The sequence below is a fragment of the Pantoea sp. MBD-2R genome, assembly GCF_039134845.1.
Lineage (GTDB): Bacteria > Pseudomonadota > Gammaproteobacteria > Enterobacterales > Enterobacteriaceae > Erwinia.
Genome location: NZ_CP152417.1, coordinates 3,247,121 through 3,262,162, shown reverse-complemented (window position 1 = coordinate 3,262,162; position 15,042 = coordinate 3,247,121). Strand labels below are relative to the sequence as shown.

Sequence of the window (15,042 nt, the reverse complement as noted above, 5' to 3'; positions counted from 1 at the left end):
ATTTTTGTTAGTCGAATGCCATGAATCGCAGATTGTTTTTGCGGAATAGGCTACTCTGTGGCTAATCCGCATTAACCTCATTACAACAGATACGCTATGAACAACCGTCTGACAATCAAGGATATCGCTCGTCTGAGTGGGGTAGGGAAATCGACGGTTTCACGCGTGCTGAACGGTGAACATAGCGTAAGCCAGAAAACGCGCGACAGAGTAGAGGCGGTCATTCATCAGCAGGGATTCACCCCTTCCAAGTCGGCACGCGCCATGCGTGGACAAAGCGACAGGGTGGTCGGCATTATTGTCTCGCGTCTTGATTCTCCCGCGGAAAACCAGGCGGTGAGAACCATGCTGCCGCTGTTTTATCAGCACGGGTTCGACCCGATAATCATGGAAAGCCAGTTTGATCCCGAGCTGGTCTCCGGGCATCTGCATATGTTGGCGCAACGCCATGTGGATGGCGTGATCCTGTTTGGCTTTAATGGCCTGACGGAAGCGCTGCTCAGCCGCTGGCAGGAGAAAATGGTGGTGATGGTACGTCAGTACGTTGGGTTTTCCTCGGTACGCTATGACGACGCCGGTGCAGTCAATCTGCTGATGGACAGCCTGAGTCAGCAGGGCCATCGGCATATCAGCTACCTTGGCGTGAACCAAAGCGATGCCACCACAGGCGCTTGTCGCTATCAGGCTTATATTGCAGGATGTCAGCGTCTGAACATTACGCCGCTCAGTTCGTCAGGAGAATTGAGTTTTCAACACGGTTATGACCATGCTTCCAGCGTGCTGGCTGCGGAAACAACCGCACTGATTTGTGCCTCCGACAGCATTGCTCTCGGCGCTATCAAATATCTACAACAGCAGAAAATCACGGGTATCCAGGTTGGTGCTATTGGCAACAGCCCACTGTTGAGTTTCCTGTTTCCTGAAACCTTATCGGTAGAATTTGGCTACGACAAAGCGGGTGTTCAGGCAGCACAACAGCTTCTGGCCCAGCTAAACGGTGAGTCAGTTCTGCGTGATATCGTCGTTCCCTGCCATCTCAACTCTCCTCCCGCTTTCCTGTAAACGCTTAAACGCGTGTCAATAACGGTTATTTTGTGATCGCTGCGCCAAAATGGGAACGTTCCCTTTTTCGGTTAGAAAGAGAATGGTTACACTCCGTCCGATCTAAAAACGTTTGAATTCATTTTAATAAAATAAAAATGGAAGGGACTTCCTATGGAAAAATTTTATGACGTTGATCGTCTGATTGAGCTGGTCGGCGGCGACGGCAATATTGCCGCTGTAAGCCACTGTATTACCCGGTTACGCTTTGTGCTTAATGATGCCAGTCAGGCCCGACCACAAGACATTGAGGCGCTACCCATGGTAAAAGGCTGCTTCACAAATGCGGGGCAGTTCCAGGTCGTTATCGGGGCGGACGTAGGGAAGTACTATCAGGCATTAATTGCGGCCACAGGACACAGCACGGCCAATAAAGAACAAACTAAAATTGCCGCAAGACAAAATATGAAGTGGTCTGAACGGGCGATCTCTCACTTTGCTGAAATCTTTTTTCCGCTGCTACCCGCGCTGATCAGCGGCGGCTTGATCCTCGGCTTTCGTAATATTATCGGTGATATTCCCTTCTCAGAAGGCCAGACGCTGGCACAAATGCATCCGGCCTGGCAAAACCTTTATGATTTCTTGTGGTTGCTGGGGGAGGCGATCTTTATGTTTCTGCCGGTGGCCGTCTGCTGGTCAACGGTTAAGAAAATGGGGGGAACGCCGGTACTGGGCATTGTTCTGGGTATTACCCTGGTTTCGCCGCAGCTCATGAATTCCTACCTGCTCGGGCAGCAGCAGCCGGAAGTCTGGAACTTCGGCTGGTTTGTCATTGAAAAAGTCGGCTATCAGGCGCAGGTCATTCCTTCCGTGCTGGCAGGTATGGCGCTGGCGTGGATTGAAATCAGACTAAAGAAACTGACCCCGGATTACCTCTATCTGGTTATTGTGCCGGTTGTTTCGCTTTTACTGGCCGTCTTCCTTGCGCACGCGGCAATCGGGCCTTTTGGCCGCCTGGTGGGTGACGGTATTGCCTGGTGCGTGAAGGCACTGATGACCGGCAGTTTTGCCCCGATTGGCGCTGCGCTGTTTGGTTTTTTGTATGCGCCCCTGGTGATCACCGGCATTCATCAAACTACCCTGGCGATTGATTTGCAGATGATCAACAGCATGGGAAGTACGCCGCTCTGGCCGCTGATCGCCCTGTCGAATATCGCTCAGGCCTCTGCCGTTCTCGGCATTATTATCATCAGCCGCAAGGCAAACGAACGGGAGATTTCTATCCCGGCAGCCCTTTCCGCCTATCTCGGCGTAACCGAACCGGCCATGTACGGTATCAATCTTAAATATCGTTTTCCCATGCTGTGCGCGATGATCGGGTCGGCTATCGCTGGCTTACTTTGCGGCCTGTATGGCGTATTGGCCAACGGTATTGGCGTTGGCGGGTTGCCGGGGATTTTATCGATTCGACCGCAGTTCTGGCTGATTTTTATGGCGGCAATGCTGATCGCGATAATCGTACCCATCCTGCTGACCGTTATGGTGTACCGACATAAAGCCCGTCGCGGATCGCTACCGGTTTAACGCACTCTCTGGCCCAGGAATGGGCCGCTTATGACAATAAAGGATTATCACGATGAGTGATGTACTTCCCTGGTGGCAGAACGGGGTCATTTACCAAATCTATCCAAAAAGCTTTCAGGACAGTACCGGCAACGGTTATGGCGATCTCAACGGCGTAACGTCGCGGCTGAACTATTTGCAGACGCTGGGCGTTGATGCTATCTGGCTGACGCCGGTCTACGTTTCGCCTCAGGTAGATAACGGCTACGACGTGGCGGATTACTACGATATCGATCCTGCCTATGGCACCCTCGCTGATTTTGAACGGCTGGTGGCTGCGGCGCATCAACGGGGTATCCGTATCGTCATGGATATGGTGTTTAACCATACTTCGACCCAACATCCCTGGTTTCTGGCCTCACAGGATCCGCAAAGCGCTTACCGACAGTTTTATCTCTGGCGTGAAGGCGATAAAGCGGGGCCGCCTAATAACTGGCGTTCTAAGTTTGGCGGCTCGGCCTGGCAGTGGCATGAACCCAGCAGGCACTATTATTTGCACCTGTATGCCCCAGAGCAGGCCGATCTGAACTGGGAACATCCGCCGGTGCGTGAGGAGTTAAAAAAAATTTGCCGGTTCTGGGCGAATAAAGGCGTCGATGGTCTGAGGCTGGACGTCATTAACCTGGTTTCCCGCGAGCCGGGCCTGCCAAATGACGACAAAGGCGACGGCCGCCGTTTTTATACCGATGGCCCGCGAATTCATCAATACATGCAGGAAATGAGCCGTGAGGTATTTCAGCCTCTCGGCCTGATGACGGTGGGTGAAATGTCCTCCACCACGCTGGAAAACTGCCAGCAGTATGCTGCATGCGATGGCAGCGAACTCTCCATGACCTTTAACTTTCACCATTTAAAGGTGGACTATCTCAACGGGGAAAAATGGACCCAGGCCAGCCCAGACTTTGTTGCGCTGAAAAGGATTTTTCACTACTGGCAGCGCGGTATGCATAATCGCGCCTGGAACGCGCTGTTTTGGTGTAATCACGATCAGCCGCGCATTGTTTCACGTTTTGGTGATGAAGGCGCATTGCGCGAGCCTGCCGCTAAAATGCTGGCAATGGTGCTGCATGGCATGCAGGGAACGCCCTATATCTATCAGGGTGAAGAAATTGGCATGACTAACCCTGGCTTTACCCACATTGACCAGTATCGCGATGTGGAAAGCCTGAATATGTATGCTGAATTACGCGCCGCGGGTCGCAACGAGTCTGAGCTGTTGGCTATTCTTGCCCGTAAATCCCGCGACAACAGCCGTACGCCAATGCAGTGGGACAGCTCAGCGCAGGCTGGTTTCACCACAGGCACCCCCTGGCTGCGCTGCGCGCCAAACGCTTCGCTCATCAATGCAGAAGCGGCAGTAGCCGATCCCGATTCCATTTTTCACACCTATCGCCAGCTGATCGCGCTGCGCAAGCAGTATGCACTACTGACGCAAGGCGATTATGAGGATCTGGCGCCACTCCACCCGATGCTTTGGTGCTATCGACGTCGCTGGCAGGATCGGCAGCTGATTGTCGTGGCGAATTTAAGCCGCGAGCCGCTGACATGGCAGCCTGGAGAAAACATGACTGCACCCGGCTGGCATCGCCTTATCAGCAACTATGCCGATGCGCCACGACAGCCGCAAGCGACAACACTGCGTCCGTTTGAAGCTATCTGGTGGCTGAAAAACTGACCTAATCAGGATTTTTATAATAAGGAAATTAAAATGACTGCCACAAAATCTCTGCAACAACTGTGTCTTTCTGTTCTGGTCAGCGGTATGGCCGCTGCACCCGCCCTGGCCGTAGATTTTCACGGCTATGCCCGTTCCGGCATCGGCTGGAGCGGAAGCGGGGGAGAACAACAATGCTTTCAGGCCAGCGGCGCACAAAGCAAGTATCGCCTGGGAAATGAATGCGAAACCTATGCCGAACTGAAACTGGGACAGGAAGCCTGGAAAGAGGGCGACAAAAGTTTTTACTTCGATACGACGCTTGCCTATGCGGTTTCCCAGCGCTCTGATTTTGAGGCGGTAGAACCGGGCTTTCGCGAAGTGAACATTACGGGCGTTAATCTGATTGACTGGTTGCCCGGCACCACGCTTTGGGCAGGTAAGCGTTTTTACCAGCGTCATGACGTGCATATGATCGATTTCTACTACTGGGATATTTCCGGACCGGGCGCGGGTCTGGAAAATATTGATACGGGTTTCGGTAAGCTTTCACTGGCGGTCACTCGTAATAGCGAGTCTGGCGGTTCACAGGGCTATCTGGACACGCAGCGCGATGAGCGGCCAACCATCAATGACGTTTTTGATATCCGTTTCGCTGGGCTTGAGACCAATCCGGGCGGTTCGCTCGAGCTGGGAATAGATTACGGTCGTGCCAACGTGCAGGATGGCTATCGGCTTCAGGAGGGCGCAAGCAAAGCGGGCTGGATGTTCACCGCGCTGCACAATCAGCACATCCTGAAGGGCAATAATATCCTCGCCGTGCAGTATGCTACGGATTCCATGACGTCGCTGAATAACGGTCGCAGCGAGGGCGCCTCAGTGGATAATAATGGCCGTATGCTGCGGGTATTGGATCACGGGGCTGTCGATTTTAACGATCGATGGGGCCTGTCTTACGTCGCAATGTATCAGCATATCGACCGCGACAATCAGAACGGTTCAGAATGGTATACGCTGGGCATGCGTCCCATGTACAACTGGACGCCGATCATGAGTACCCTGCTGGAGTTTGGCTACGATAATGTTAAATCGCAGCTTACCGGCCAGCGCAACAGCCAGTATAAAGTGACCCTGGCACAGCAGTGGCAGGCGGGTACCAGCGTTTGGGCGCGTCCGGCACTTCGTCTGTTTGCCACCTATGCAAAATGGAATGAGAAATGGGGATATGCCACGGCGGACGACAGCGGTTTTGTATCAGGGACGGCCTACAGCGATACCAGCCTCAACACATTTAGTCGGGGTAATAATGATGAAGTGACCTTCGGCGCGCAGATGGAAATCTGGTGGTGATGGTGGCGTGCACGCGCTAAAACAGCCGCGCAAGCTTATCGACCGCGTTAATAATCTCCGCTCGTTGTAGAGCGGAGAACCCTAACAGCCAGCCTTCCTCTCTTACCGCCCCCTGATACAGCGGCGACAGCCGTGGCAAAATCAGCCCTGCGTTAAGCGCTGCCCGCGTAAGCCGTTCTTCTCCGCCGCCCGGCAGCGTCACCGTTAGCTGTAATCCGCCGCTGTGGCTTTGCGGCCTGAGCCTGTCACCGAGTTTTTCAGCCAGCTGCGTTAGCAACAGATTGCGACGGCTGGCGTACAGCTTACGCATCAGCCGCAGATGCGCCTGAAAATGACCATGAATGATAAAGTCCGCCGTGACGGCCTGCATCAGTTGGGCGCTGTGTCCGTCCATGACGCTGCGCATCCGACAAAAAGGCTCGACCAGCGCGGGCGGAACCACCAGATAAGCCAGCCGCAGGGAAGGGAACAGCGCCTTTGAAAATGTCCCGAGATAAAGCACCCGACCGTTATCATCAAGGCCCTGAAGCGCAGGCATTGGCTGCTCATCGTAGTAAAATTCGCTGTCGTAATCGTCTTCAATTAGCCAGCTGTCGTGCTTGTTAGCATAAGCCAGCCATTGCAGACGTCGTGACAAACTCATGGTGACGCCGGTGGGATATTGATGAGAAGGCGTCAGATAAATCAGCTTCGCTCGCCCCGTGTCGGGGATTTTTGCGCCCCGATCGTCGAGTTCCAGGCCGCTAATTTCTGCTCCGGCACTGACAAACGCGTTAAAAGCGCCGCTGTAGCCTGGCTCTTCCAGACAGATTTTTTCACCCACATCGCACAGCAGCATCGCCAACATTTGCAGCGCCTGCTGGGAGCTGGTGAGGATTATCACCTGCTCAGCCGCGCAGCGCACGCCGCGTGACTGCGCGAGATAGCGGGCAACCGCCTGGCGCAGTTCTGGTAATCCCTGCGGATCGCCATAGCCCATCACGGTTTCCGGTGACCGTAAGCGTTGCGCGGTCAGACGTCGCCAGATGTCATGAGGAAAGACGCGCAAATCAGGCGAGCCTGCGGCAAACGCCTGTGGATAAAGCGGATCCCGGCAGCCTCCGGTAGCAACGATCTTTTTACCGCGAGAGGAAAGCGCCAGCGGCGCGGGCTGCGCCATTTTTCGGACTCGCCGCGGTGGTTCCAGCGCAATGGCGACGAAAGTGCCTTTACCGATGTTACGCACTAAATAACCTTCGCTTTCCAGCTGCGTGTAGGCGGCTTCTACCGTCACCCGGGACAGTGACAAATCGGCAGCCATCAGGCGTGAGGAAGGGAGCCGCTCGCCCTGTGGCAATGTTCCGCTAACGATTAACTGGCGCAGCGTTGCGCACAGCTTGTCCCGCAATGTTTGCGCCTGCTGAGAAGCAAAAATCTGGATTAGCGGAACCTTGTTTAGTGACATAGTGGTCTTATTGGCCTGGTGAAATGGGTCCTGTTGTTAAGGCCATTTCACCGTATCATTGAGCCAGACACTAATCAAAGGAGTTGTGATGATGACCGTTTCTGCCGTTTTACAGTTTCCTCCGCCGTCTGCTCAGCAGAGCGAACGTTGGCTTAGCGAAAAGCTGGCTCATTATGCCGATGCCTGGGATGTGGCGCAGGATTTAGCCAGGGGGATCGCCGATATTGTGGTCATTGATACCCGATCGCCAGAGCAGTATCAAATGGGGCATATCTGCGGTGCAATCAGCTTCCCTCATCGCACCATGAACGCGGAAACCCTGGCGGATCTGGACAAAGAAAAAGTCTATATCACCACTGCGACGGGATCGGCTGTAACGGCTCGACCAAAGGCGCATGGAAGCTGGCAACCGCAGGGTTTCGGGTAAAAGAGCTGATTGGCGGGCTGGATTTCTGGCGGCGTGACCAGCATCCTGTCACGCCAGGCGATGCGGTGGGCGAGTGGCCACCGCAGACGGTTTTAGCGGACTGCGGCTGCTGATATCAGAGAAAAATCCACAGCAAAAAGCCGATCAAAATCAGCACGGCAAAGGCGGTAAATGCCGGACGGTTCACCAAAGGCAGCAGCACCGGCGGCACGTAGCCAAACAGCGGCTGCGGATTGATTTCACTGTCGGCGACCGGCTGTTCCTTAAGGCGTTCAGCACGACGGGCAAACAGCAGATTCATTAAATCCTGCGCCTGTGCCGGGGTGAGTATCGCTTGAGGTGGCAGCTGGAAGCGCTGTTGGCTGGCGTCTTCCAGCATGCGTTGTTCAGCATGATCCGGCGGCACTTTCAGAGAAGAAAGCAGCGTTGGAAGCGTTGGCGCAGCGTGGTGACTCAGCGTCTGACTCACCTGCAAATATTGCGTGAGCAGCGGGAACAAGCGGGACGGGATAGGATCGCCGCTGTGCAGGTTCACCACTTTTAATGCGGCAGCCCACAGCTTAACCGGCTGTTCGCCTGTGGCGGCCGCCAGCTTAGAAATCTGCTGATTTAATGCGTGATGCTCGGCAGGCAGCAGCGTTCGGTCAGTAATGCGATTCTGCTGCGGCTGCGGGATCGCCATCTGCCCGTTTTGCAGCATGGTTAACACCTGACGTAACTGGTCTGGGTTAAGCGAACTGAGAACGGTATGGCCAAACTGCTGGCGAATAAAATCGCTCACAGCCTGACGGTTATTGCCCTGGGGCAACAGGTCGCTTAACTGCTGAAACAGCTGGCGCGTGGCGTGCGTATTCTGCACCTGAGAGAGGCGCGTATTCAGAAACTGCTCGGCAGCGGGATAGTGACGGGATAATAAGCCAGCATCATTTTTTACGCCGACCTCGTGCCGCATTCCAGCCCACAGTTCAGGAGACTTTAACGAGCTGAGCGACATGATTTTGACAATCAGCCTTTCCAGCGTGGTGCGCTGAGCCGGGGTCAGCGGCTGATCGCCGGGGCCGGTACGAGGCGAGGCCGATCCGGCATCGACTTGCGTACGATTGCCGGGGAGCGGCGCACCTGGGCCACTTAAAGGTTGCATGGCAAAATCCTTAACTCACAGGTCAATATCCGGGGCGCGCCGGAAAAGGGGGATTCGCTATGATAACAATCCCGCCCTGCGATAGGTAGTAGCGGGACGCCGCGCAGGGGGAATTATTTTACAGGCCGGTTAAGGAGTGGGCTGTTCCGACTGTGGTCGTTTCCTGAATCGCAGCGGCGTGCGCAAACGCTGAGCAAGAATAACGCCAAACAGCGCGATGCCGCCGCCAATAAAGTGATAGCTGTGCAACGCTTCATGTAAAAACGCAACCGCAATGACGGCAGTAAAAATCGGCGTCAGGTTCATAAAAATGGTAGCGGTATTCGCGCCCATCCGTATCACGCCCTGAATCCACAGGAAGGGAGCGATAATGGAAGCGGGGATGCCGGCAAACAGCACCAGCGGAATATTATGGGCATTAAGAGAAATATCCTGCGCCAGGAAAAAGCCCGGCGTCAGCAGGATTACCCCGAAAACAATTTGCACATAGAGGCTCTGCCAGTTGGGCAGCGGGATTGCCCAACGTTTGGTGAGAACGCCATACAGGGCGTAGGATGTCGACGCGGCAAACATCATTAGCTCACCTTTTCCTAATCCGTGCGTCAGCAGCTGTTGAGGATGACCCTGACTGACCAGCCAGATCAGTCCGCTAAGCGATAAAACCGCACCGAGAACAATCCCCAGCGTTGGCGCCAGTCGTAATACCACCATGCTGATTAAGACCGTTAGCAGCGGGATCAGCGAAGCCAGAATTCCCATAAACAGTGCGCTAACGCTATAAGCAGCATAGTAAGCCAGGCTCTGATAGAGCACCATTCCCAGCAGGCCAAGGACCAGCAGCTTCCACCACAGCTTTTTAATTTGCTGGCGGTTGCGCCAGACGGCAGGCAATACAAACGGCGTCAGGGTTATTAACGCCACCAGCCAGCGATAAAAAGAGATCGCGGCCGGATCGATAGCGCCAGCCGAAATTTTACTGACGATAGCATTCACCGACCAGATCAACACGGCCAGCAGCGGAAACATAAAATTCATCAATTTACCTGGAGTTAAGTGAACGACAGCCAGTGTACGCTTGCCCTGTTTCAAACGAAAAATGATAATTTGATCCAGCCGTTGATTTGTGGAGCGATTTTATGGATGCAGGGCGTAATAAGAAAGGCTGCAACGACTGGGTCGAACTTCGTCGTGATGAAGAGACCCGCATCGAAAGCGTCCATGCGCACTTCAGGGGGCACGCCTACGACCCTCACGATCATGATGAAATCCTGCTGGGCGTTACGCAACAGGGCTTGCAGCGCTTTAACTGTCACCGTTTTCTTCATACCAGCACGCCCGGCCAGGCCATACTTATTGAACCCGGTGCGGTTCATGACGGGCATGCGCCCGAGCAGGATGGCTTTACCTATCTTATGCTTTACCTGCCCCAGCCTTGGGTAACGGGCATGATGCAGCAGCGTGGCCTGGGGGATGTATCGACGCTGGAAGCCGCCTTTCGGCATACGCTGACCGGGGATCCGTTGCTGATCGCCGCCATCCAGCAGGCCTTTTTTGCCATCCATCATAATGAAGGTCGGCTGGCGCGCGATCAGAGCCTGGATCATCTGCTTTCGCTGCTTGGGCGGCATATTCAGGCACGGCCGCTTTCCCTGCTTAATGGCTCTGTCGGACAGATGAATTTGCTGAGATCTTATCTGCACGATCGGATGGCATGCGACATCGGACTGGATGAGCTTGCGCACTATAGCGGATTAGATCGCTTTCGCCTGAACCGACAATTTAAAAAGGCGTTTGGACTCTCGCCGCATGCTTACCTGGTTCGGCTACGGTTACGAACTGCCCGCGTGCTGCTTGCCCAGGGTCTGGAACCGGCGCACGTCGCCGCGACGGTTGGTTTTGCCGATCAGAGCCATTTGGGACGCTGGTTTCAGCGCGCTTATCGCATGTCTCCGGCTTTGTATCAGCGTCAGTGCACAAACGTTCCAGACTGAACAACAGCAAATCTGTCACTCTCTTGTTTCAACCAGTAACAGGAGAGAAAGTGATGTTTGATACGAAAGTAGCGATTGTGGTGCGCGACGATCTGGCGGTCTGGCAGAAATTAAACGTCGTCGCGTTTCTCGCCACGGGAATTGCCTCCGCCTCGCCTGAAATGATGGGCAAGCCCTACGTCGACGCGCTTGGACGGCAGTACGGTAATCTGTATGGGCAACCGATGCTGATTTTTTCCGCCGATCTGGCGGATTTGCAACATGCTCACCGGAAAGGACTGGAACGCGAACTGACGCTGATTCCTTATGTGCAGGCGATGTTTTCAACCGGAAACGATGAGGCCAACCGGGAAGTTTTTATGGCGGAGGACGCCAGTAATCTGTGTCTGGCTGGGCTGGCGTTGCGTGGGCCAAAAAAGCAGGTAGATAAGGTCATTAAAGGACTTTCGCTACATCCCTAGCGACAGATTGCCGAACGCCGCACTTCAGGGTTATCCCCTCGGTGGGATTATGGCAGAATACCGCCCCTCACTGTTTCAGAGCAGGAACCCAATTGTGAAGATTCTCGTTGATGAAAATATGCCCTATGCCCGCGAGCTGTTCAGCCGCACGGGCACCGTGGTTGCCGTGCCGGGCAGGCCGGTGCCGCAGGCCGAGCTGGATGATGCCGATGGGCTGATGGTGCGCTCGGTAACAAAAGTGAACGCTGAGCTGCTCGGCGGCAAACCGGTAAAATTTGTCGGTACGGCGACGGCGGGTACCGACCATATTGATGAGACATTCCTGCAAGAGCAGGGGATTGGTTTTTCTGCCGCGCCGGGCTGTAATGCTATTGCCGTGGTGGAATATGTTTTCTCCGCTTTATTGCTGCTGGCGGAACGCGATGGCTTTTTGCTGAAAGATCGCACCGTGGGGATTGTCGGCGTCGGCAACGTTGGTGGCCGTTTACAGGCTCGTCTGGCGGCGCTCGGTATTCGGACTCTGCTTTGCGATCCGCCTCGCGCCGATCGCGGTGACGAGGGCGAGTTTCTGCCGCTTTCAGAGCTGGTGGCCGAAGCTGATATCCTCACTTTCCATACGCCGCTGTTTAAGCAGGGTGAATACAAAACGCTGCATCTGGCCGACGAAGCGCTGCTGCGGGCGCTGAAGCCGGGCACCATCCTGATCAATGCCTGCCGTGGTCCGGTCGTGGACAATACCGCCTTGCTGAACGTGTTGCAGCAGCGCCGCGATCTGAGCGTGGTGTTAGACGTCTGGGAGCCGGAGCCGGAACTTTCTCTGCCGCTGCTGGATAAGGTGGACATCGCGACCGCGCATATCGCCGGCTACACGCTGGAAGGTAAAGCGCGTGGCACAACGCAGGTTTTCGAGGCCTGGACACAGTTCCTTGGACAACCGCAACAGGTCGAACTCGCCACGCTGCTTCCTGCGCCAGAGTTTGGTGAAATCACGCTGCACGGCGAGCTGGATCAGCCAACGCTGAAAAGACTGGCCCATCTGGTGTATGATGTGCGCCGCGATGATGCACCGCTGCGAAAAGTAGCCGCCATCCCAGGCGAATTCGATCGCCTGCGCAAAAATTATCTGGAGCGCCGCGAGTGGTCTTCACTGCGGGTAATCTGTGATTCTGAGCAGGCCGCGGTGTTGCTGAAGCAAATTGGCTTCAATGCCGTTTTCAAATCGGCCTCGTAAAAATCTGAATTGCCGGGCGGTGGACTCACCGCCTTTTGTTTTTTATGTCATTGTCTGGAGTAAACCAACATGTCTGACGGCTGGAACATTGCGCTACTTGGCGCGACAGGCGCAGTAGGGGGAGCTGTACTGGAATTACTGGCTGAACGCCAGTTCCCGGTTGGTGAGCTGCATTTGCTGGCGAGCGAACGCAGCGCGGGCGAAAACCTGCGTTTTGAAGGAAAAACTCTGCTGGTAACCGATGCCAGTGATTTCGACTGGTCACAGGTGCAGCTGGCCTTTTTCGCTGCCGGTCGCGAAGCCTCAGCGCGTTATGCAGACGAAGCGGCAAGCGCGGGCTGTCTGGTCATTGATACCAGCGATCTGTTCGCGCTGGAACCGGACGTGCCATTGGTTGTACCGGATGTGAACCCTCAGGTGCTGGCCGACTACCGCAACCGCAATATTATTAGCGTAGCGGACAGCGTAACCAGCCAGCTGCTGTGTGCGATCAAGCCGCTGGTGGATCAGGCTGGCCTGAGTCGTTTGCAGGTGACCAGCCTGATTGCCGCCTCTGCTCACGGCAAAGCCGCCGTGGACTCGCTGGCGGGTGAAGCCGCTCGTCTGTTGAACGGTCTGCCCGCTGAAGAGACCTATTTCGGCCGTCAGCTGGCCTTTAACATGCTGCCGCTGCTGGCCGATGCGGAAGGTAGCGTATTGCAGGAGCGCCGCCTGATCGATCAGGTACGTAAAGTGATGCAGGACGAAGGCTTGCCGATCACCGTTACGACCGTACAGGCGCCGGTGTTCTACGGCAACGCGCAGATTGTGCATATCGAAAATCTGCGCCCAATGTCGGCAGAAGAGGCTCGTGACGCGCTGTTGCAGGCAGAAGATATTGCGCTGTCTGATGAGGACGATTATCCCACTCAGGTTGGTGATGCTTCCGGCAACGTACAGCTGAGCCTGGGCTGCGTGCGTAACGACTACGGCGTGCCGGAGATGCTGCAGTTCTGGTCAGTGGCGGACAACGTACGCTTTGGCGGCGCGCTGATGGCGGTCAAAACCGCTGAGAAACTGGTGCAGGAGTATTTTTACTGATGTCAGCAGCAGATTTGCCGCAGCAAACGGTAAAACTGGCGCTCGGCATTGAATACGATGGCAGCCGTTATTACGGCTGGCAGCGCCAGCAGGAAGTCCGAAGCGTACAGGAAAAGCTGGAGAAGGCGCTGTCGAAAGTCGCCGATCATCCGGTCGTGGTGTTCTGTGCCGGGCGTACCGACGCAGGCGTTCACGGAACGGGTCAGGTTGTGCATTTTGAAACGACCTCAAAGCGTAAAGATGCTGCCTGGACGCTGGGGGTAAACGCGAATTTGCCGGACGATATTGCGGTGCGTTGGGTCAAGCCGGTCACGGACGATTTTCACGCTCGTTTCAGCGCCACGGCGCGCCGTTATCGCTATGTGATTTATAACCGTCGGTTACGCCCAGCGATTTTACACGGCGGCGTCACGCATTTTTACCATCCGCTGGATGCGGAAAAAATGCAGCGTGCAGGCCAGGCTCTGCTCGGCGAGAACGATTTTACCTCGTTTCGCGCGGTGCAGTGTCAGTCACGTACGCCCTGGCGTAACGTCATGCATCTGAACGTCAGCCGTTTTGGCGCTTACGTGATAGTGGACATTAAAGCCAACGCGTTCGTGCATCATATGGTGCGTAACATAGTAGGCAGCCTGATGGAAATAGGGTGTGGGAATCAGCAGGAAAGCTGGATGGCCGAGCTGCTGGCGGCGAAAGATCGCACGCTGGCTGCGGCGACCGCCAGAGCGGAAGGGCTCTATCTGGTCGCGGTCGATTACCCGGAAAAATTTGATTTACCCCGTCCACCGATGGGACCACTGTTCCTCGAGGATTAACCCTGGCCTGGAGTATTAAGGATACATCTATGGAAATGATTCACACCGTGATCGATTTTATTCTGCACATTGATGTCCATTTGCAAGCGATGGTTGCGCAGTACGGCGTCTGGATTTATGCCATTTTGTTCCTTATCTTGTTCTGCGAAACGGGGCTGGTTGTAACGCCGTTTTTGCCTGGCGATTCGCTGCTGTTCGTGGCGGGCGCGCTGGCGGCAATTCCTGACAGCGCGTTAAATGTCCACGTCATGGCGTTGCTGCTGTGCGTGGCAGCGATTGCGGGTGATGCGGTGAACTATACTATTGGCCGGTTGTTTGGCGATAAACTGTTCAGCAATCCGAACTCAAAGGTATTCCGTCGCAGCTACCTTGATAAAACGCATCAATTTTACGAGCGTCACGGTGGGAAAACGATTATTCTGGCGCGCTTCGTGCCGATCGTTCGCACCTTCGCACCTTTTGTCGCGGGCATGGGTAAAATGTCTTATCGCCATTTTGCACTGTTTAACGTGACGGGGGGGCTGCTTTGGGTGCTGCTGTTCTCGTATGCCGGATTTTTCTTTGGCAACCTGCCAGCGGTACAGAAGAATATTCACTACCTGATTATTGCGATAATTCTGGTTTCGGTCCTGCCGGGCGTAATAGAAATTTTGCGCCATCGTCGTACGGCTCGCCAGACGAAATCACAGTAACAAATCGCCAAACTGCCGCCCGAAGGCCAGATTTTTATCCACAGCATCGGGCGGTTATGGTTTAATGAGCGACATTATGGTCTGCGCCGTTG

The 15,042-nt window shown here is 54.9% G+C and carries 13 protein-coding genes and 1 pseudogene; 11 read left to right on the top strand and 3 right to left on the bottom strand.

What is annotated here, in order from left to right:
- Positions 1 to 96: 96 nt before the first annotated feature.
- From treR to AAGQ96_RS14920, 4 genes are all read left to right on the top strand, one after another.
- Positions 97 to 1,062 (top strand): trehalose operon repressor TreR, encoded by a 966-nt coding sequence (treR, locus tag AAGQ96_RS14935; RefSeq protein ID WP_147199002.1) that lies wholly within the window; start codon positions 97 to 99, stop codon positions 1,060 to 1,062.
- A 153-nt stretch (positions 1,063 to 1,215) separates the two neighbouring features.
- Positions 1,216 to 2,625, top strand: a complete 1,410-nt coding sequence (gene treB / locus AAGQ96_RS14930) for a PTS trehalose transporter subunit IIBC (RefSeq protein WP_342753934.1) — start codon at positions 1,216 to 1,218, stop codon at positions 2,623 to 2,625.
- 52 nt (positions 2,626 to 2,677) lie between these two features.
- Positions 2,678 to 4,339, top strand: coding sequence for an alpha,alpha-phosphotrehalase (gene treC, locus AAGQ96_RS14925; RefSeq protein ID WP_342753933.1), 1,662 nt, complete (start codon positions 2,678 to 2,680; stop codon positions 4,337 to 4,339).
- A 33-nt stretch (positions 4,340 to 4,372) separates the two neighbouring features.
- Entirely contained in the window at positions 4,373 to 5,668 is a 1,296-nt protein-coding gene (locus tag AAGQ96_RS14920) for a maltoporin (RefSeq protein WP_342753932.1), read from the top strand.
- A gap of 16 nt (positions 5,669 to 5,684) precedes the next feature.
- Here the strand turns inward: AAGQ96_RS14920 and AAGQ96_RS14915 are convergent, their stop codons facing one another.
- On the bottom strand, positions 5,685 to 7,112 hold the full coding sequence (locus AAGQ96_RS14915; RefSeq protein ID WP_342753931.1) for a PLP-dependent aminotransferase family protein: 1,428 nt from the start codon (positions 7,110 to 7,112) through the stop codon (positions 5,685 to 5,687).
- Between the two features lie 88 nt (positions 7,113 to 7,200).
- Here AAGQ96_RS14915 and AAGQ96_RS14910 point away from each other — a divergent pair.
- Positions 7,201 to 7,652: pseudogene (locus AAGQ96_RS14910) on the top strand (rhodanese-like domain-containing protein).
- A 2-nt stretch (positions 7,653 to 7,654) separates the two neighbouring features.
- Here the strand turns inward: AAGQ96_RS14910 and flk are convergent.
- Positions 7,655 to 8,680 carry a flagella biosynthesis regulator Flk gene (gene flk, locus AAGQ96_RS14905; RefSeq protein WP_147198996.1) on the bottom strand — a complete coding sequence of 342 codons (1,026 nt, stop codon included), beginning with the start codon at positions 8,678 to 8,680 and terminating at the stop codon, positions 7,655 to 7,657.
- Positions 8,681 to 8,809: 129 nt separating this feature from the next.
- Positions 8,810 to 9,715, bottom strand: a complete 906-nt coding sequence (locus tag AAGQ96_RS14900) for a DMT family transporter (RefSeq protein WP_342753930.1) — start codon at positions 9,713 to 9,715, stop codon at positions 8,810 to 8,812.
- Positions 9,716 to 9,816: 101 nt separating this feature from the next.
- Between AAGQ96_RS14900 and AAGQ96_RS14895 the strand changes: the two genes are divergently transcribed.
- From AAGQ96_RS14895 to AAGQ96_RS14870, 6 genes are all read left to right on the top strand, one after another.
- Positions 9,817 to 10,671 (top strand): AraC family transcriptional regulator, encoded by an 855-nt coding sequence (locus tag AAGQ96_RS14895; RefSeq protein ID WP_342753929.1) that lies wholly within the window; start codon positions 9,817 to 9,819, stop codon positions 10,669 to 10,671.
- Between the two features lie 53 nt (positions 10,672 to 10,724).
- Positions 10,725 to 11,132 (top strand): DUF2000 family protein, encoded by a 408-nt coding sequence (locus AAGQ96_RS14890; protein WP_147198993.1) that lies wholly within the window; start codon positions 10,725 to 10,727, stop codon positions 11,130 to 11,132.
- 49 nt (positions 11,133 to 11,181) lie between these two features.
- On the top strand, positions 11,182 to 12,363 hold the full coding sequence (pdxB, locus tag AAGQ96_RS14885) for a 4-phosphoerythronate dehydrogenase PdxB (RefSeq protein WP_147198992.1): 1,182 nt from the start codon (positions 11,182 to 11,184) through the stop codon (positions 12,361 to 12,363).
- 69 nt (positions 12,364 to 12,432) lie between these two features.
- Positions 12,433 to 13,443, top strand: a complete 1,011-nt coding sequence (locus AAGQ96_RS14880) for an aspartate-semialdehyde dehydrogenase (protein ID WP_342753928.1) — start codon at positions 12,433 to 12,435, stop codon at positions 13,441 to 13,443.
- Positions 13,443 to 14,258 carry a tRNA pseudouridine(38-40) synthase TruA gene (truA, locus tag AAGQ96_RS14875; protein ID WP_342753927.1) on the top strand — a complete coding sequence of 272 codons (816 nt, stop codon included), beginning with the start codon at positions 13,443 to 13,445 and terminating at the stop codon, positions 14,256 to 14,258. Before AAGQ96_RS14880 ends, truA begins: the two co-directional genes overlap by 1 nt.
- A gap of 29 nt (positions 14,259 to 14,287) precedes the next feature.
- Positions 14,288 to 14,950 carry a DedA family protein gene (locus AAGQ96_RS14870; protein ID WP_147198989.1) on the top strand — a complete coding sequence of 221 codons (663 nt, stop codon included), beginning with the start codon at positions 14,288 to 14,290 and terminating at the stop codon, positions 14,948 to 14,950.
- Positions 14,951 to 15,042 lie beyond the last annotated feature (92 nt).